The 16821-nt window shown below is 67.8% G+C and carries 21 protein-coding genes and 1 pseudogene; 11 read left to right on the top strand and 11 right to left on the bottom strand.

What is annotated here, in order from left to right; genetic code table 11:
* Positions 1–61: 61 nt before the first annotated feature.
* The 5 genes from ON33_RS36015 to ON33_RS35995 form a co-directional block, all read right to left on the bottom strand.
* Positions 62–1102: an alpha/beta hydrolase gene (locus ON33_RS36015; RefSeq protein ID WP_051153386.1), complete on the bottom strand. Its 1041-nt coding sequence runs from the start codon at positions 1100–1102 to the stop codon at positions 62–64.
* A 198-nt stretch (positions 1103–1300) separates the two neighbouring features.
* Positions 1301–1804: a nitroreductase family protein gene (locus tag ON33_RS36010; protein WP_040863630.1), complete on the bottom strand. Its 504-nt coding sequence runs from the start codon at positions 1802–1804 to the stop codon at positions 1301–1303.
* A 47-nt stretch (positions 1805–1851) separates the two neighbouring features.
* Positions 1852–2271 carry a hypothetical protein gene (locus ON33_RS36005; protein ID WP_169336881.1) on the bottom strand — a complete coding sequence of 140 codons (420 nt, stop codon included), beginning with the start codon at positions 2269–2271 and terminating at the stop codon, positions 1852–1854.
* 193 nt (positions 2272–2464) lie between these two features.
* Positions 2465–4270 (bottom strand): glycoside hydrolase family 15 protein, encoded by a 1806-nt coding sequence (locus tag ON33_RS36000; protein ID WP_063711164.1) that lies wholly within the window; start codon positions 4268–4270, stop codon positions 2465–2467.
* A 74-nt stretch (positions 4271–4344) separates the two neighbouring features.
* Positions 4345–4911, bottom strand: a complete 567-nt coding sequence (locus tag ON33_RS35995) for a type 1 glutamine amidotransferase domain-containing protein (RefSeq protein WP_040863628.1) — start codon at positions 4909–4911, stop codon at positions 4345–4347.
* 326 nt (positions 4912–5237) lie between these two features.
* Here ON33_RS35995 and ON33_RS35990 point away from each other — a divergent pair, with 326 nt between their 5' ends.
* From ON33_RS35990 to ON33_RS35980, 3 genes are all read left to right on the top strand, one after another.
* On the top strand, positions 5238–5522 hold the full coding sequence (locus ON33_RS35990) for a hypothetical protein (protein ID WP_040863627.1): 285 nt from the start codon (positions 5238–5240) through the stop codon (positions 5520–5522).
* Between the two features lie 69 nt (positions 5523–5591).
* Positions 5592–6188, top strand: coding sequence for a transglutaminase-like domain-containing protein (locus ON33_RS35985; protein ID WP_040863626.1), 597 nt, complete (start codon positions 5592–5594; stop codon positions 6186–6188).
* A 104-nt stretch (positions 6189–6292) separates the two neighbouring features.
* Positions 6293–6799, top strand: a complete 507-nt coding sequence (locus ON33_RS35980; RefSeq protein ID WP_040863625.1) for a flavin reductase family protein — start codon at positions 6293–6295, stop codon at positions 6797–6799.
* 395 nt (positions 6800–7194) lie between these two features.
* Here ON33_RS35980 and ON33_RS35975 read toward each other — a convergent pair whose 3' ends face one another.
* Together ON33_RS35975 and ON33_RS35970 are read right to left on the bottom strand one after the other, a co-directional pair.
* On the bottom strand, positions 7195–7449 hold the full coding sequence (locus tag ON33_RS35975) for a hypothetical protein (protein ID WP_040863624.1): 255 nt from the start codon (positions 7447–7449) through the stop codon (positions 7195–7197).
* Positions 7450–7727: 278 nt separating this feature from the next.
* Positions 7728–7961: an HAD family hydrolase gene (locus ON33_RS35970; RefSeq protein ID WP_040863623.1), complete on the bottom strand. Its 234-nt coding sequence runs from the start codon at positions 7959–7961 to the stop codon at positions 7728–7730.
* Between the two features lie 140 nt (positions 7962–8101).
* Here ON33_RS35970 and ON33_RS35965 point away from each other — a divergent pair, with 140 nt between their 5' ends.
* The 6 genes and pseudogenes from ON33_RS35965 to ON33_RS42610 all read left to right on the top strand — a co-directional run bounded on the left by ON33_RS35965 (position 8102) and on the right by ON33_RS42610 (position 13046).
* Positions 8102–8386 (top strand): iron-sulfur cluster assembly accessory protein, encoded by a 285-nt coding sequence (locus ON33_RS35965; RefSeq protein WP_245551141.1) that lies wholly within the window; start codon positions 8102–8104, stop codon positions 8384–8386.
* A 14-nt stretch (positions 8387–8400) separates the two neighbouring features.
* Positions 8401–10350 (top strand): aconitate hydratase, encoded by a 1950-nt coding sequence (locus ON33_RS35960; RefSeq protein WP_040863621.1) that lies wholly within the window; start codon positions 8401–8403, stop codon positions 10348–10350.
* A 23-nt stretch (positions 10351–10373) separates the two neighbouring features.
* Positions 10374–11111 carry a heavy-metal-associated domain-containing protein gene (locus ON33_RS43795; RefSeq protein ID WP_040863620.1) on the top strand — a complete coding sequence of 246 codons (738 nt, stop codon included), beginning with the start codon at positions 10374–10376 and terminating at the stop codon, positions 11109–11111.
* Positions 11059–11394 (top strand): annotated as a pseudogene (locus tag ON33_RS44605) (hypothetical protein); the annotation flags it as partial. The gene ON33_RS43795 and the pseudogene ON33_RS44605, both read left to right, overlap by 53 nt.
* Before the next feature lie 187 nt (positions 11395–11581).
* Positions 11582–12607, top strand: coding sequence for a DoxX family membrane protein (locus ON33_RS35950; protein WP_040863619.1), 1026 nt, complete (start codon positions 11582–11584; stop codon positions 12605–12607).
* 13 nt (positions 12608–12620) lie between these two features.
* The gene (locus ON33_RS42610; protein WP_040863618.1) at positions 12621–13046 is read left to right on the top strand and encodes a hypothetical protein; all 426 of its coding nucleotides are present in this window, start codon (positions 12621–12623) and stop codon (positions 13044–13046) included.
* Positions 13047–13067: 21 nt separating this feature from the next.
* On the opposite strand, the gene ON33_RS35940 is transcribed toward ON33_RS42610, so the two are convergent.
* Both ON33_RS35940 and ON33_RS35935 read right to left on the bottom strand, forming a co-directional pair.
* Complete coding sequence (locus ON33_RS35940) at positions 13068–13838, bottom strand: RNA polymerase sigma factor SigF (RefSeq protein ID WP_040863617.1); 771 nt, start codon at positions 13836–13838, stop codon at positions 13068–13070.
* A gap of 97 nt (positions 13839–13935) precedes the next feature.
* The gene (locus ON33_RS35935; RefSeq protein WP_040863616.1) at positions 13936–14403 is read right to left on the bottom strand and encodes a DUF6328 family protein; all 468 of its coding nucleotides are present in this window, start codon (positions 14401–14403) and stop codon (positions 13936–13938) included.
* Positions 14404–14548: 145 nt separating this feature from the next.
* On the opposite strand from ON33_RS35935, the gene ON33_RS42460 reads away from it, so the two are divergent.
* Positions 14549–14704, top strand: a complete 156-nt coding sequence (locus tag ON33_RS42460; protein ID WP_085996898.1) for a hypothetical protein — start codon at positions 14549–14551, stop codon at positions 14702–14704.
* A 121-nt stretch (positions 14705–14825) separates the two neighbouring features.
* On the opposite strand, the gene ON33_RS35930 is transcribed toward ON33_RS42460, so the two are convergent.
* Positions 14826–15011: a hypothetical protein gene (locus ON33_RS35930; RefSeq protein WP_174391602.1), complete on the bottom strand. Its 186-nt coding sequence runs from the start codon at positions 15009–15011 to the stop codon at positions 14826–14828.
* A 191-nt stretch (positions 15012–15202) separates the two neighbouring features.
* On the opposite strand from ON33_RS35930, the gene ON33_RS35925 reads away from it, so the two are divergent.
* Positions 15203–16435: a glutamate--cysteine ligase 2 gene (locus ON33_RS35925; protein ID WP_063711162.1), complete on the top strand. Its 1233-nt coding sequence runs from the start codon at positions 15203–15205 to the stop codon at positions 16433–16435.
* A gap of 41 nt (positions 16436–16476) precedes the next feature.
* Here the strand turns inward: ON33_RS35925 and mbp1 are convergent, their stop codons facing one another.
* Positions 16477–16722, bottom strand: a complete 246-nt coding sequence (mbp1, locus tag ON33_RS35920) for a microaggregate-binding protein 1 (protein WP_040863615.1) — start codon at positions 16720–16722, stop codon at positions 16477–16479.
* Between the last annotated feature and the right edge of the window lie 99 nt (positions 16723–16821).

The raw sequence follows: 16821 nt of genomic DNA, 5'->3' as shown, positions 1-16821 counted from the left end.
CACGCGCGGCGCCTCTGGGCGTCGCGGCTGTGAGCCCGAGGGCCACTCGCCATGGGGCGGATCAATTCGAGCGGTTCAGGGCGGCTTCGAACATCGGCCAGGACTTGTGCAGATCCTCCTGCCAGTACCCCCACGAGTGCGTTCCCGTCGATCTGAAGTCGAAGGTGGCGGGAATCCCGAGCTGCTGCAACCGATCCCGCAGGCGGTGAGTGCAGCCGTCGGCGAGCACCTCGAGCGGGCTGCCGAAGAGCAACTGCCAGGTCAGCTGGAGCAGGTCGCCGTGCAGCGCGTCGGGCGTGTCGAGCGGACCGGGTATCCCATTGCCCGCCGAAACGTACACCGCGGTGCCGCGTAGCCGGTCGGCCTGCAGGTACGGATCCTGTTCCCGCCATTCGGGATCGCCCGGCGGCCCCCACATATTGGCGACGTTGCCACCCCATCGGCCGACGACCGCGCTGACGTACGCCTGACCCTGCGGATCACTGGTCTGCACGCAGCCGCTGTAGGACCCGATCGCCCGATAGAGCCCCGGCGCGCTCTCACCGAGCTGGAACACCGAGGTGCCCGCCATGGAAATCCCCGCGATCGCATCGGCGCCGGACCCGTTCAGCGCGCCGTCCACGATGGGCGGCAGTTCTCTGGTCAGGAACGTGGACCACCGCACCCGCCCGAGCACCGGATCGTCGGCTCGCCAGTCGGCGAAGTAGCTGCCCGCGCCGCCGATCGGGATCACCACATTGACCTGCTTGCCGGCGAAGAACTGCGCGACATCGGTTTCGTCGTACCAGCTTCCGCCCACTCCCCCGTTCGCGCCATTGAGCAGATACAGCGCGGGGGCGGGCCTCCCGGGATCGGCGGCCCGCAGCACCCGGACCCGGATAGTGGTGCGCATCGAGCCCGAATGGACGAACAGGTCCTGGACCACGGGTGTGACCGTTTCGACCCGCGCGAGGTAGGAGCGATCGGAATTCTCCGATCCGGGTGCGGGATCGGCCCCTGCGACAGCGCTCGTGGCACACAGCGCCGCCACGGCCAGCAGGTGCGCCACACCCCGCAGTACCCGGTGGCGGAGGCGAATTCGCCGTTCGGACGCAAGTGTCATGGAGCCCTCCAGCGCCGGTCGTCACCAGCGACAGTTCCGCCCGAACTCGCCGCCGTGCGGCGAAGTCAACTCCGTCGGCACCGCCGGCAGCCACACTCTGTGCGAATCTTGTGATCCACTCCAATCCGGAGGGACCGGCGATGTGAGGCTTCGGAAGGCCCGGCGCCACGATCACCGTGCCGTCGCGGCACGAGTCGGCTAGATCCAGCTCAGCAGTTCGGCGACCGAAAGACGCCCGCTCGGAATCGCGTTCGGCGCGCCGGCCAGGAGTGCTGGGTACCCGAGGGCAATGGCGTGCCGTGGCAGCCAACCCGGGCCGAGCCGGAGCAATTCGGCTGCGCGAGAAACGTTCTCGGCGGGAAACAACGTGGTCGGGCAGCTTCCGAGCCCCTGCTCGGCGGCGGCCAGGCACACGGACTGAGTCAGGCGGCCCATGTCGAATTCGGTGTCGGCGAAGCCGTTGTCCCGAGAGGCCAGAACCAGTACCAGGGGCGCCGCAGCGAGGTGGACGGCATAGCCGCCGAGTCGGGACAGCGCGCGCCGCGCATCCGGATCGGTGGCGGCGACGAAGCGCCAGGGTTGACGGTTGCGCGCGGAACCGGTCCAGCGGGCCGTATCGACGATTCGCTCGACCACGGAGACCCCGACGGGATCGGCCCGGAAATGTCGCACCGCCCGCAGTCCCCGGATCGCCTCATCCACGCGGCAACCCTATAGCCATCCCCGCGGTCCGGACAGAACGGCCGGTCTCAGATCCAGGCGGTGTGCGCCGGGTCGGGGAGGTGTTCGGCCCGGCGCAGCGTCTCCGCGAGCCCATCGAGGTAGAGCAGGGTGCGTAACGGCATGCCCTGCGCGAGCCGGGCGAGCCGTCGCAGCGACCGATTCTCGAATTCCGCGACAACACCGTCATCGGCGGCGTGGGACAGCACCGGGTTGACGGCGAAGAAGCTCGGATCGACATCGAACACCTCCGCCAATCCCCGCCGCAGCACCGCGGGCGCGCCGCCGGATGGGCTGCGGCGCAGGCTGCCCAGATAGTCAGCGGTGACGGGATAGCCTGCGGCGGTGAGCCATTCGGCGACCATCTGATCGGACAGCGGACGTCCGTGCCGCCGCTCCCACATCTCGAACACCAGATTCAACCGAGCCCCAAGATCATTCGCATCCACGAGGAACCTGCCCTTTCCTACCTCGCAGCAAGCAATGCTGCTTACATCAGCGAACCCCAAGCTATCGGCTGATACTCAGATACGGGACAAATCGACAGCACAACCACCAACCATCGGCCACCCCGGGGACCTTCACCGACCCCGAGTCCACACAATCGGACACAAACAGACCAAACGTTTGGTTCGGTCTGGATCATGCACGGACAACAGCCGAGTTCGGTGCATCGCCTTCGAGTTCTGCCCATTCTCGTTGCAGAGCTGGATGATCGGCTGCCTCCAGCAGCAGCGCGTGGACGAATGCCTGCGGGAGGTTGCCGCGAAGCTGGCGCTGGGTGACGTCGAATTCCTCGGCAAACAGGCCCGGGGTGCCGCAGGCAGCGCGGTTGCGTTCGAAATAGCGGGCGGCCAGGACGGGTCGGCCGAGGTCGGCTGTCGCGATCGCCATGGCGAATCCGCACAGCAGGAACGCGCCCTCGTTGCCGCCCAGTGGGGTCGATCCTTCGCGGTAGCGGTACACGTAGAAGTCGCTGGACAAATCGCGTGCGATCGCGGCGACCGTGGCTCGATCGCGTGGATCGCCGGGCGGAAGGGCGCCCCGGATGATCGGTAGTAACAGAGCGGCGTCCACTTCCGGATGCTGTGGCGACCGTTGCCAGTGTCCGGTGGGGTGCAGGCTGGTACGGGCCGCCTCCGACACCAGCGTGTCTGCCAGGTGAGTGCAGGCCGCGGGGTCAGCCCCGGTGGCGGGGTGTTCGGCCACCGCGCGCAATCCGGCCGCGCAGATCAGTCGTGAGTGCGTCCAGTGCTCATCGTCGATTTCCCAGATGCCGGCATCGGGGCGATCACGGCGCGCGGCAATGGCTTCCACTGCGAGCGTGACCGCTCGGCGATAATCGGCGGGCAGGTGGTCGTGGCGGGCGGCGGCCGCGAAGGCCAGCAGTGCCTCACCGAAGACGTCGAGCTGGAACTGGTCCCGCACCCGATTGCCGACGACCGCCTTGCCGCCCGGGTAGCCCGGCAGGTCGACGTCGCGGCCGGCCGGCACCGCATCGCCTCGGAGCGTGTACGCGGGCATCAGGGCGGGGCCGTCGGCGAGCAGCCGTTCGGCGGTGAAGCGGACAGCCGAATCGAGCAGCGGCAGCGCTCCGGACGCGGCGGCCGACTGCCCGGCCAGGCACTGGTCGCGGATCCAGACGTATCGATAGTCGTAGTTGGCGCCCCGCTCGGCCCGTTCCGGCAATCCCGTGGTGGCCGCGGCGACCATGCCGCCGCCGGCACTGGTCATACCGCGCAGAACGGCATACGCGTGGGACGCGTCGCGGGGAGCGGCATTCGCGCGCAGTGCGGGGGTCTCCCGCTTCCATCCGGATTCGGTTGCCGTCCAGCAGGTTTCCGGATCCGGCACCGTGTCGGGCAAGCCGGTGTCCGACAGCTCGAGCACCAGGTCGTGATACCGACCGGGCGGCACTCGAACCAGCAGCCGCCAGCCCGGGCAGCGCGGGTTCTCGTCGAACACCGCTTCGGCCGCCCCACTCCACCGCACTCGCAGCCGGCCGCACCATGCCTCCCAGGCCGCTCCGGCGCGCCGGACGTCGCGGAGCGGAGCAGTTCCGAACTCGTGAACCGGGTTCAACTCCACCATGACCCGGGCTTCACCGTGCACCGCGCGGATCCGGCGCAGCAGCACCGCGCGGTGCACGTCTCCAGGAAAGGCCAGCGCCTCGCGGCATTCGATGACCGCCGAGTCGGTAACCCAGCGGGAGTTCCAGATCAGGCTGCCGGAGTCGTAATAGCCGCCCCACACGAAGCGCTCGTCCGGGGTCACCGAGTACACGCTCGCGCCCCCGATCAGCGTGTCGAATACCGGCGCGCCGTCCCACTGGGGTGCGCACAACCACGCGATGTCACCGCGCGGACCGATCAGCGCGCCCCGCTCACCGTCGGCGACGAACGCGTATTCACGCAGCACATGCGGCTGCTCGACCCAGGTCGCTTCCACGCTGACCGGTTACCACGTGATTGCGCGAGTAATCGCTGCACGACTGGTCGCCGGCGAGCGCGGGGGGCGTTGCCTCACGACGTTCGCACGGTCAGTTCCGCGGCGATGGCGTCGACGAAATCGGGGAGATCGTCGGGATTGCGGGAGGTGATCAACGTCCAGCCTTCGGCGTCGCTGCGGACGACCGACTCGTCGATCCAGACCGCGCCGGCATTGATCAGGTCGGTGCGCAGGGACGGATACGAGGTCAGCGTCTTGCCGGCCACCACGGCGGCCTCGACCAGCAGCCACGGGCCGTGACAGATGGCCGCGATCGGGCGGTCGGCCGCTATCGCCGACCGGACGAGTTCTATTGCCTTGGCGTCGGTCCGGAGTTTGTCGGCATTGACCGTGCCACCCGGAATCACCAGCACGTCGAACGCGCCGGCATCCACATCGCCGAGTGCGATGTCCGGCCGTACCGGTTCGGACGGGATGAGGTCGTGCCGATAGGTGTGCACATCGATCTCTTCCGCGGCCGCGTGGATCACGTGGGCGCCACGGGCACGCAGCTGATCTCGGGGTATCAGGAGTTCATCCCGCTCCACCCCCGTATTGGAGGTGACGATCAGGACGCGCGCGCCTTCGAGTTCTGCTGACATCGGAGTTCTCCTCTCGTCTGGCCCGTGGCAATGCCTTGCCGCGCAACAGGATCGAGTCACTGCCGGTACGTCGTAGCGGTTCCGCTCAGGCGGCGATGCGCCGCCTCCCCGCCGCTGCTGTCGCGATTCGCTCGCCTACCTCGCCGTTGCGGAACCGTCGCCGTTGACGGTGCGTCGCACGGACCACGACTGCTGCCCGGAAGTAGTGCACTGCCAGACCATCCGGTCTGGGCATCCTTGGCCATACCCCGCACACCCGGTCCCAATCCCCATCCGGCGGGGCAGCGTGGAACCGCATTGAACAGCGCTGTTTAATGGGGCAAAGAATGGGCAAACCGCTCGCGGCGGTCCGATTCACCATCGTCCAGGAGGCTGTCATGGTCGACGAAGGCGTTTACCGAGTGCGTTTCTGCGAGTCGTGTCCAGCGACCGACGACGGCGCCACGAACTTCCGCCGGCTGCTCAGGGAGCTGGGTGGGATGGTCGTTTACGGCGCCTATCCCGGCCCGCTGGTGATCGATATCGCGGCCGACGCCGCCGGGGACGTCGCGTCGCTCCCGTTCGTCGAGTCCGTGGTGTCGGTCACCGACAACTCGCCCGTGGGCGGGTAGCCGTCTCCTCGCGCCGCCGACGGTGCACGGGTGTCACGACACGCCCGGGCCACGCACTAGGGTTCGTTGGTGTCCTTCGCGCCCGTGTCGCCGCTCCCTCCTTCCGCCTACCTCGCCGCCGATCCGATCGTCGAGGTCGATCACCCGGCGGTGCGGGCGCTCGCCCGAGAGATCCGGTCACGGTCCGGCGATGACATCGACTGCGCCCGTAGGGCGTTCGAGTGGGTGCGGGACGAGGTCGCGCATTCCTACGACGCGCGGGACTCCCGGGTGACCTTGCGGGCCTCGGAGGTGCTCGAGCAGCGAGTGGGCCTCTGCTATGCGAAGTCCCACCTGCTCGCCGCGGTGCTGCGGGGGCAGGGCATCCCCACCGCGCTGTGCTATCAGCGACTCACCCACGGTGATGGGCACGTGCTGCACGGGCTGGTGGCGGTTCATCTCGAGGACGCCTGGCATCGGCAGGATCCGCGCGGGAACCGCGAGGACGTCGCGGCCGAATTCTCGCTGGGCCCAGAACGACTCGCGTTTCCGGTCGACCCGGGGCTGGGCGAGGTCGATTATCCGCAGCTGTACGTCTCGCCGGCGGATGTCGTGGTCGATGTCCTGCGGCGGGCCACCGACATCCTCGCGGAGTACGACGACGGGTTGCCGTCGGGGTTTGCCTGACGCGACATCGTCCCCCTCACACGACATACAAACCAACCAGTCTGTGTAGGCTGAAACGGGCTCATGGACTACGTCTCGACGGGTTCGAAGCGGGGAGGTGCGCCGTGACAGGCAAGGTCGACGATCCCGACAGCGCGTTCGATCTCACCGTCGCCGCCTCCAACGCGCCGATGTGGATCGTCACCACCATCGCCGACGGGCAGCGCGCAGGCTGCCTGGTCGGGTTCTCCGCACAGGTCAGCATCGAACCGCGGCGATTCGTCGCCTGCCTGTCGAAACGGAACCACACCTACGGCGTCGCGTCCCGGGCAGACCACCTGGCGGTCCATCTGCTCTCGGACGAGTCGCTCGCGCTGGCGCAGCTCTTCGGCTCCGAGACCGGGTTCGATCTCGACAAGTTCGAGCACAGCGACTGGCAGGAAGGACCACACTCCCTGCCGATCCTGACGGCGACGGCCGGCTGGTTCATCGGCGAGATCCTGAACCGGACCGATTTCGGCGACCACGTCGGCTTCCTGCTCGCCCCCACCGCGGCCCGGGCGCCCACGCCGGGCATCCCCCCGCTGCGGTACGCCGCCGTCGCCGACCTCGTGCCCGGCAATCAGCCCTGACACCGCGGTCGTCCCTGCCGAGCCGCTGGGACAACTCCCCGGACAAGCGACTGGACAGGCAGTCCCCGGTTCCGGGGGGACCAGCGCTGTCCAGTCGCTCGATCGATCTCATCACCTCGGCATGTTCGGGGTCATCATGTCCCACATCCGACGGATGATCTCCATCATCAGCTGGTACATCACGATCATCACCTCCTGAAATCGCGAGGCCGTTCGCCTTCGCGATACCCGGCGATGCGGAAGGTATGCGAAGCGCGTTCACCCGATCGTGACGTCGGCCGACGAGACCGTGGAATGCCCTGTCACACAGTCGGACAGGAGTCCGTTCCAGCGTCGATGAAAGGTGCGGATACCGACCCGGGTCAACCGGTGGCCCACCGATCTTCGGCCGGCGGCTAGGGAGCGATCGGGATGTCCGAGCCCTGCAGACGGGCGGCCAGCAGTCGTTTGCCCAGCTCGCCGCCGGTGCGGCTCTCGGTCTGGGCGCGCCGGAAGAAATCGGCCAGTTCGGTGTCCGCGTCGCGTTCGGCATCGGCGATGAAAGTGTCGAGCCGCAGTGCGTTGTCCAGTGACGCCTCGACGAACCAGATCAGGTTGTAGTCCTTGTCGCGGGTGCCGGTGACGATGCCGGATTCGCTTGTCTTACCCATGGCGACGGTCCCTTCCACTGGGATGTTCGTTTCGTCTCCCCGCTAGCCGCTTACCCTCGCCCGCACCGGGTAAGCAGGCGATATGGAACTTCTGCATGCCCATCTCGGCGTTGCATCGTCCGCGCTGCCGGTTCCGCCGATTCCACCGCCGGAACCGATCCCGCCGGTGGAACCGGGACAGCCCATACCGGAACCCGGACCGCCCGTGCCCTTCCCCGCACCCGGTCCGCCGATCCCGACGCCGCCGGATCCGCTCACGCCGCCCGTGCCGCCGGAACCTATTCCGCAGCCGCGGCCCGGGCTGCCGGCGGGTTGGGGTCGTAGTCCCGCTCGGAGAAGGGCTGAAATCCGGAACCGCACCGCTGTTCCTGGGTGTCGTCGAAGGTGTTCTTCCACGCCTGTTCGTGCACGCCCGCGGTGTCGGTCAGCACGCCGTCCATGTCGAACAGCACCGCACTGATCGCATCCGGCAGCCCCAGGCGGTCCCCGCTGTTCCGGCCATCGTGATTCATGCCGCCGCGGTACCCGCCACGGACCGGGGCAAACCCGATTCCGCCCGCCGCGCGATGTTTCGCGGTGAATCGAGCGGTTACTCGAACCACTGCCGGCAATCCGGCCGGCGCTCACGACAGCGGAAGGCAAAACAATGCTGATGCTCACCCCCACTGCCGTCGAGGCGGTCCGCGACATCACCTCCGGGGACGGCGCCCCACAGGACGCCGGCCTGCGCATTTCCACTCCCGACGACGCCGAGAGCTTCCAACTGGCCGTCGCCGACGGGCCGGCCCAGGACGACGAGGTGCTGAGCGCCGAGGGCGCGCGCATCTTCATGGACCCCAAGTCCGCCGCATTCTTCGACGACAAGATTCTCGACGCTGGTCTCGACACCAACGGCAACGCCACCTTCGTGGTCGGACCTCAGGCCACCACTCCCTAGACACGGTTCCGGCGATGTCAGCCAACCTGGCTCGAAAACTGATCGAATCGCACCTGGTGTCCGGTGCGATGACACCGGGTGCGGAGATCGCGATCAGGATCGACCAGACGCTGACCCAGGACGCCACCGGCACCCTGGTGATGCAGGAACTCGAGGCCCTCGGTCTGGAGCGCGCGCGCACCGAGGTGAGCGTTCAGTACATCGATCACAATCTGCTGCAGACCGATGAGAAGAACGCCGAGGACCACGACTATCTCCGCACGGCCGCCCAGCGCTTCGGCCTGTGGTTCTCCAAGGCGGGCAACGGCGTCTCGCACCCGACGCACATGCAGCGGTTCGGCATACCGGGCAAGAGCCTGGCGGGTTCCGATTCGCATACGCCGGCGGCCGGTGCGCTGGGCATGCTGGCCATCGGGGTGGGCGGATTGGAAGTGGCGCTCGCGATTTCGGGCGAACCCCTGCACCTCCGGATGCCGGAGGTGTGGGGCGTCCGTCTGGAAGGCGAACTGCCGCAGTGGTGTTCGGCCAAGGACGTGATCCTGGAAATGCTGCGCCGCCACGGCGTGAGCGGCGGGGTCAACCGCATCATCGAGTATCACGGACCGGGGCTGTCGGGCCTGTCGGCGATGGACCGGCACGTGATCGCGAACATGGGCGCCGAACTCGGCGCCACCACAACGGTATTCCCGAGCGATTCGGCCGTGCACGAGTTCCTCCGGGAGGAGGGGCGGGAGGACGACTGGGTCGAGCTGGCCGCGGACACCGACGCCACCTACGACCTCGAGAATTCGATCGACCTGTCCACTCTGGAGCCGCTCATCGCGAAGCCGTCCTCACCCGGGAATGTGGTTCCGGTCCGCGAGGTCGCGGGCACCGATATCGCGCAGGTGGTGATCGGCTCCAGCGCCAATCCCGGACTGCGCGATTTCGCGATAGCGGCGGCCATGGTGGCCGGGCGGCAGACCGCGCCGCAGGTCAGCTTCGATGTGAACCCGACCTCGCGGGAGATCCTCACCGATCTGACCGCGATGGGCGCGCTCACCGATCTGGTGGCCGCCGGGGCGCGGATCCACCAGGCCGGATGCCTGGGCTGCATCGGCATGGGCCAGGCGCCCGCGGTGGGCCGCAATTCGCTGCGCACCATGCCGCGCAACTTCCCCGGCCGCTCGGGCACCAAGGAGGACGCGGTGTGGCTGTGCTCCCCGGAAACCGCCGCGGCGTCGGCGCTGACCGGTGTGATCACCGATCCGCGGGAGTGGGCGCGCACCGTGCACATGGCCTATCCGAAGCTCGACCTGCCCGCGCGCGCGGCGATCAACACCCGGATGCTGGTCGCCCCGCTGGATCCGGACCAGGCCCGGCAGATACGGCCGGTGAAGGGTCCCAATATCTCCAGCCTGCCGCGCCTGACACCGCTGCCCGACCGGATCGAGGCGCCGGTGCTGCTGAAGGTCGGCGACGATGTCTCCACCGATGAGATCTCGCCCGCGGGAGCCCGGGCGCTGCCTTTCCGGTCCAATATCCCGAAGCTGGCGATGTTCACCTTCACCCCGATCGATGAGACCTATCCGCAACGGGCACAACAGGTTTCCGAATCGGGTCACATCGTCGTCGGCGGTGAGAACTACGGTCAGGGTTCCTCACGGGAGCATGCGGCGATCACGCCGCGCTATCTCGGGCTACGCGCGGTCATCGCCAAATCCTTCGCCCGCATCCACTGGCAGAATCTCGCCAACTTCGGTGTCCTGGCCCTCGAATTCGAGGATCCCGCCGACTACGACCGCATCGACCGCGACGACTTCCTGCAGATCGACGAGCTGGACGACCTCGCGCGCCGGACGACGCTGGAGGTGCTCGATATGAGCAAGGAAACCACTTTCACCGTCCGGCACCATCTTTCGCCGCGACAGGTCCAGGACGTCCTGGCCGGCGGCCTGATACCCCGCCTGGCGCAACGTGCGTAACCGACTCGGAAGGGAGGCGGGCCGTGCTATCCCGCCTGATCGGCCTCACCACCGATACGGCACGGGGGCTCACCCGGGGCCTGGGAACCGCCGCCGAGATCGGCGCACAGCTGCGCCACGATCTCGGGACGCTGCTCGATCCCAGCCTGCACCGTGACCGCCGGGTGGCGCGGGTGGGCGATCGGGTGTTCGTGGAGGTACACGGCCTCGGTACCGGGCACAGCCCGAAACTGACTGCGGCACTGCGCGACTCGCTGGGCGCTGTCCCCGGAGTCCGGCACGTGCGAACGAACTCGCTCACCGGGCAGGTCGTCATCACCACCGACGCCGAGCTCGGGGATCTGGTGGCGGCGGTGGCGGAGATCGAGGACGACTTCGGGGTCGCGGACCGGCCCTGGGATCCCTCCACGCCGTATCCCGGAGACCTGGAACCGGCCCTGTCCGCGGCCATTTCGCTCGCCGGCGACACCCTGGCCCTGGGCCTGGCGGTCGCAGGCGCGGTGACTCCCCGGCGGGCGCCCGTGCAGTTCTTCCAGGCCACCGCCGCCATCCTCGACACCCAGCCGCGCCTGCGGGCGGTGCTGGAGCAGCGCCTCGGGCTCGCGCGCACCGACCTGCTGGTGACGACGGCGAATGCCCTGGGGCAGGCGGCCGGTGAGGGTGTGGGCGGGGACCCGGCAATTCCTGCTGGTCAACCTGCTCACCGACATGTTCCCGGCCATGGCCGTCGCGCTCTCACCCGACCCGGCGGCCGAGGATGATGCCGAAAGCTCCAGCCGCGCAGAGACATTGGGAGCGCGGCTGGCGGCCCGGCCACCCGCCGATCTGGGCGCCGAACTGCAGCGCGCCATCCTGTCCCGAGGTGCCACCACGGCTGCGGGAGCGACCGGCGCGTGGCTGGTCGGCCGGTACACTGGGAGCGCGCGACGCGCCTGCACGATCGGGCTCGTCGCCCTGATCGGCACGCAGTTGGGCCAGACCCTGCTGGCCGCCCGGCACAGCCCGCTGGTCTGGTTCACCACGGCCGCCAGCGGCGCCGTCCTGGTCACCGTCGTGATGACGCCGGGCATCTGTACCTACTTCGGCTGCCGCCCGCTCGGCCCCTGGGCTGGGCGACGGCAGCCGGCGCGGCGGGTCTCGCGACCGCGATCAGTGCGTTTGACCGCGGGCCCGCCGGGAACAGCGACAACGTATTGCCCACGTGAGGCCACCTGCTGGAAAGGAATCCACCATGCTGCGGCGCATTGCCCACCCCATGCTGGCGACCGCCTTCGTCGCCGACGGAATCGACACACTCACCAATCCGGACTCCCGGGTCAAGTCCGCTTCCGCGGTGCTGCAGAAGGGCGAGCAGAAGCTGCCGGCGCAGCTGTCGAAGTACCTGCCCGAAAACGCGGCGCGCGTGGTCCGGATCAATGCTGCGGTCCGCATCGGCGGTGGCGTGCTGCTGGCCTTCGGGAAACTGCCGCGCCTGTCCACCGCGGTACTCGCCGCGACCGTCGTCCCCACGGCGCTGTCCGAACAGGGCTTCTGGACCGAGGAGGACCCCGAGCGGCGCGCGGCGAAACGCACTGCGCTGCTGAAGGATGTGAGTCTGCTCGGCGGTCTGCTCATCGCCTCCACCGATCGACAGGGCAAGCCCTCGCTCGGCTGGCGTGGCCGCCGTGCCCTCGACAAGCTCCAGTCGGACAGCGGCCCGGCGCACGATCGGGTCGTCCAGCTCGCCGATGCCGCGAAGGAGCATGGGCCGGAGCTGGCCGCGTCGCTGCGTGCGCGCGGCGAGCGCCTCGCCGATGCCGCGCGCGAGCACGGACCCGAACTAGTGACCGCAGTACGTGATCGGGGCGAGCGCCTCGCGGATGTCGCGCGCGAGCACGGACCCGAACTAGTGACCGCAGTACGTGATCGGGGCGAGCGTCTCGCGGATGTCGCCCAGCATCGCGGTGAGCAGCTCGCGGAGACCACCCGCGAGAAGGGCGCCCATTGGGGCCGCACCGCCGCCGATCGCGGCGGACAGCTCCTCGAGGCCGCGCGTGAGCATGGCGGCAGCCTCGCCGAGAGCGCCCGCGAACACGGTGAGCAGCTGGCGGACATCGTCCGTGAGCACGGCGCGCAGTTCGCCGACACCGCGCGGGAACAGAGCGGACAGCTGGTCACCAGCGCCCGGGAACAGGGCGGCCGCTTCGCGCATGTCGCGCGGGAACGAGGCGGGCAGGCGGCGGACGCGGCCCGCGACGCCACCGCCCGCGGACGGTGACAGGAGTCCGATCATGAAGTCCCAGCACATATCCCGCCCAGCTCGGACGGGGTTGTGGCTGTGCGCGGCGGCGACGGCGATGGCCGTCGCCGCCGGCTGCTCGAACAGCACCGCACCGGGCGTTCCGGGAACCGGCGGTCCGCAACCCTCCGGGCAGTCGTCCGGACCGCTCATCACCGCCGATGCCGCCAAACAGCTCTGCGACATGATGCGGCCCGAGGTCGACAGGTGGCGCGCCGACGGCCCCACCGAAGCGCGGCTGAAATTCAATGCCACCGTGCAGGATTGGGCGCTGCGCAACAACGGCGTGAACATCGCGGTGATGCGCAATCGGTCCGTCATCGATCAGACCACCACCGCGACCTGCCCCGACGTCCGTGACGCGGCCGTGCGGGCCATCCAATTCCCTGATCTGGCATCGGGATTGGTCGGCTTCTGAACTCGGTTCGCGTTGCTGAACTCAGTTCGCGAGGGAATCCTCGCGGAGCCGGGCGAGGGTCTTGGACAGGATGCGCGATACCTGCATCTGTGAGACGCCGAGCCGTTCCGCGATCTGGTTCTGGGTCATCGACTCGAAGAACCGCATCGTCAGCACCCGGCGTTCCCGGTCCGGGAGTTCGGCGATGAGCGGGCGGACCGCGAGGAGCTGGTCCACGTGTTCGTAGCCCGTCTCTTCGGCCCCCAGCGCGTCCAGCATCGCCAGCGGAGCGTTCTCCCCGTCATCGGGACACGCCGCCTCCAAAGAGCTGCTCTGGTAGGCGTTGGCGGCCAGCAACGCCTGCGTCAGCTCGCCCTCGTCCACCTCCAGTTCGGCGGCCAGCTCGCGAGCCTTCGGCATCCGCCCCAGGCGCTGGGCGAGCGCTTCGATGGCGACGCCGAGCCGGACCTGGGTCTCCTTGACCCGTCGCGGCACCCGCACCGCCCAGGTGCTGTCACGGAAGTAGCGGCGAACCTCACCCATGATGGTCGGGACCGCGAAGGACAGGAAACGGGAGCCCCGCGAGACGTCGAAACGGTCGATGGATTGGACCAGGCCGAGGCGCGCGACCTGGAGCAGGTCCTCGAACGCCTCGCCGCGGCCGGAGAATTTGCGTGCGATGTGGTCGGCCAGCGGCAGGCAGCGATCTATCGCTTCCTCTCGCAGGGCATTTCGATCGGGAGCGCCGGTTTCCACGGCGACCGCCAATTGCTTGAGCAGCGGTTCTATATCGTCGTAGCTGTCACCCGTCATCGGAATCACCCCATATTCGGCTGAAATGCATGAATATGGGGTACCCAGTCCGGCCACTATCGAACATATTTCCCACAATTGGCCGCGAATTACCAGGTCAAGCGCTGTTGCCGCGATGCTGGTGCCACGGATGCAGCATCCAGACCGCAGCGAACAGCGTGCCGAAGACAATTCCTGCGACAATGCCGGCCCAGGTGCCGCTGACGGTGGCGAAAATCAGCACCGCCACCCCGGTGAGCGCGACGCCGAGCAATCCGAGGCCCACTATGGCGTACCGATGAGCGGCGGTCACGACATTCTCGATCCGGTGCCGGCGGAACAGCATCCGATGCGCGGCGACCGGCGCTATCAGGCAGATGGTGGCGCCGATCGAGGCGGCGACGACCACCAGATACACCATGCGGAGCGGATCGGACAGGGTCGTGAACCGGTTCTGGAACGGCAGCGTCAGCAGGAATCCGGTCAGCAACTGCACACCCGTCTGCACCACACGCAACTCCTGCATCAAGCTGTTCCAATTGCGGTCCAGCCGTTCGGTAGGGGTTTCGTTCCGGCCGCTCCTCATTTGCCCCGAGTACCCGCGACCGCCGTGATCAAGCGCTGCGACAGAACGTATTTCAAATGCGCCCGAATAGTCGGTGGCCCACGTTTGAGCACCGGCACACCGGGAATTGCGTCACTGTCACAATCGCCCGCACGAAGGAACTATCATGATCATCCTGGGTGTCATCCTGCTGATCTTGGGAATTGTTTTCGGTATCCCGATCCTGACGACCATCGGTGTCATTCTGATGATCATCGGCGCGGTGGCCTGGCTGCTCGGCATGGCCGGTCGCCCGATCGGCGGACGTTCCCACTATTGGTGATTCGCTCGATTTGGTTGATTCACTCGCACAATCAGAAATCCCCTGGCCTGTTCTCTTGCGGGCCAGGGGATTTCGGTTTCGGACCGCAGATCGGCAAGCGCCACCGCGCGTCCTCGGTCACTCATTGACTGGGCTGCGGCACCTCGACATGGCAATTGCCGATCTTCGGGTTCACGCCGAGGTAGTTCAGCGGACCCGCGACAATGGTCACCGCGATTGTTCCGGCGCTGGCGCAGTTGGTCGGCGCGCTGTCGTAGTAGTGCCGTTGTCCCGCGGCCACGGCACCGATGATCAGCCACGCGAGCACCAGTACCAGCACCAGGCCGCCGGCGCGCGTGCGTCGTCCGCCACGCCACAGAAAACGGTCATTCTCATACGTTCTCACTTCGCATCTCCTTCTCTCCTGCTGGGCGGATACCCCACCGAATACGGACCTAACGAGGCCATTTCCCCGGTGCTCCGGACGGGAACGCGGGACCCGGGAGTAACCTCATGGCAATGGACGCGGCCCAGCCGACTGTCGGCGTCGAGGAAGAGTTTCTGCTCGCGGACAGCGCGACAGGTGCGCCTGCCGCGAAGAACGCCGAGGTCGCCAGGACCGCGGCCGAGTGTGGAATCGGACTGAAGCTGGAACTCACCCGATGCCAGGTGGAGACGAATACCCGCGTACATTCCAGCACTGCCGAGTTGATCCAGGAATTGCGCGATCTGCGTCTCGGTGTGGCGTCCTGCGCGGAGGAGCACGGCGCACGGCTGCTCGCGGTGGCGATTCCACCGACGGTGCCACGCGAATTCCCGGTGACCGACACGCCACGCTATCGGCGCATCGCCGCGGAATTCGGCTTGCTCGCCCGCGAGCAGGGGCTGTGCGGCTGCCACGTGCACGTCGCGATTCCGGATAGGGAGACCGCCGTCCAGGTCAGCAACCACGTGCGCCCCTGGTTGCCGCTGTTCCTGGCACTGACCGCGAATTCCGCGATCTACCGCAGCGTCGACAGCGGGTTCGCCAGTTGGCGGAACATTCTGTGGCAACGCTGGCCCAGCGCCGGACCTCCGCCCTATTTCGCGTCGACGAAGGATTACGACGCCATGGTCGACATGATGGTTTCGAGCGGCAACATTCTCGACGAAACGATGGTGTACTGGGACGTCCGGCCGTCCATGAGGTATCCCACCGTCGAAATCAGGGTCAGCGACATCCCCGCCACGGTCGAGGAGACCGGCCTGCTCGCCACCCTGGTGCGAGCCACGGTGATGACCGCGCGAATGTCATTGGAGCAAGGGGTCATCGCATTCCCGGTCCAGCACGAGATACTGCGCGCGGCGTACTGGAAGGCCGCGCGTACCGGCATCAACGGCAATGGCATCCACCCCGTGGACGGCAGTGTCATCCCGGTTCAAGCGCGCCTCGCGGAACTCGTCGATCACATCGGGCCGGCACTCGAGGAATTGGGCGACCGCGACTTCGTCACCAGCGCCATCCAGGCCGTTCTCGCCCGCGGCAACGGCGCATGCCGCCAGCTCGAGGCCTTCCGCCTGCGTCGAGACGTCGGTGATGTCGTCACCGAGTTGGCGAATGCCACCCTGGAGGGCTGCCACCGGCATCCGGCCGACCTGTATTCCCGGGAAGGGAATATCACCGAAGGCCGTCCGCACCGGAAATCCCCCGGCCTGTTCAGTTGTGAGCCAGGGGATTTCGGTGCGGATACCGCTAGAGACGGCGTGATCTAGGCGTCGCCGCCCCGTCTACGCCACTCGCACGACGTGGGCCATCATCGATTCTGCTGCGCCCGCTGACGCAGTTCCTCGGCCTGGGCCCGGGCACGATCCTTCTCGGCCTGGGCCTCCCGCTTGGCGGCGTCGCGCTGAGCTTCGGCCTTGTCCTGCTGAGCGCGGCCCTCCTCGCGCAGCCCCTCGTTGCCGAAGACCTTGCCCGCGGCTTCCTTCGCGGCGCCCTTGACGCCCTCGACCGCGCCTTCGACGCCCTCGCGAGCTCCGCTCTTCTCGTGCTCTGACATGGGATATACCTCCGTATACCGATTGCAGGGACATCCGGAGACCTACCCCGGTCTCCGAGCCTGAAACAGTTTGTCCGCCATATTGTTTCGATACCGGCG

The sequence above is a fragment of the Nocardia niigatensis NBRC 100131 genome (assembly GCF_000308655.1).
In the GTDB taxonomy this organism is placed as follows: Bacteria; Actinomycetota; Actinomycetes; order Mycobacteriales; family Mycobacteriaceae; genus Nocardia; species Nocardia niigatensis.
Note: the sequence above shows the minus strand (reverse complement) of the source record. Positions and strands in the feature narration are given on the sequence as shown.

Coding starts and splice junctions, on each gene's coding strand:
- ON33_RS35925 (WP_063711162.1), top strand. CDS start 15,203: ATGGACGCGGCCCAGCCGACTGTCGGCGTCGAGGAAGAGTTTCTGCTC.
- ON33_RS35995 (WP_040863628.1), bottom strand. CDS start 4,911: ATGTCAGCAGAACTCGAAGGCGCGCGCGTCCTGATCGTCACCTCCAAT.
- ON33_RS36015 (WP_051153386.1), bottom strand. CDS start 1,102: ATGACACTTGCGTCCGAACGGCGAATTCGCCTCCGCCACCGGGTACTG.
- ON33_RS35990 (WP_040863627.1), top strand. CDS start 5,238: ATGGGCAAACCGCTCGCGGCGGTCCGATTCACCATCGTCCAGGAGGCT.
- ON33_RS42460 (WP_085996898.1), top strand. CDS start 14,549: ATGATCATCCTGGGTGTCATCCTGCTGATCTTGGGAATTGTTTTCGGT.
- ON33_RS35935 (WP_040863616.1), bottom strand. CDS start 14,403: ATGAGGAGCGGCCGGAACGAAACCCCTACCGAACGGCTGGACCGCAAT.
- ON33_RS35950 (WP_040863619.1), top strand. CDS start 11,582: ATGCTGCGGCGCATTGCCCACCCCATGCTGGCGACCGCCTTCGTCGCC.
- ON33_RS35975 (WP_040863624.1), bottom strand. CDS start 7,449: ATGGGTAAGACAAGCGAATCCGGCATCGTCACCGGCACCCGCGACAAG.
- ON33_RS35940 (WP_040863617.1), bottom strand. CDS start 13,838: ATGACGGGTGACAGCTACGACGATATAGAACCGCTGCTCAAGCAATTG.
- ON33_RS35965 (WP_245551141.1), top strand. CDS start 8,102: ATGCTCACCCCCACTGCCGTCGAGGCGGTCCGCGACATCACCTCCGGG.
- ON33_RS35970 (WP_040863623.1), bottom strand. CDS start 7,961: ATGAATCACGATGGCCGGAACAGCGGGGACCGCCTGGGGCTGCCGGAT.
- mbp1 (WP_040863615.1), bottom strand. CDS start 16,722: ATGTCAGAGCACGAGAAGAGCGGAGCTCGCGAGGGCGTCGAAGGCGCG.
- ON33_RS42610 (WP_040863618.1), top strand. CDS start 12,621: ATGAAGTCCCAGCACATATCCCGCCCAGCTCGGACGGGGTTGTGGCTG.
- ON33_RS35960 (WP_040863621.1), top strand. CDS start 8,401: ATGTCAGCCAACCTGGCTCGAAAACTGATCGAATCGCACCTGGTGTCC.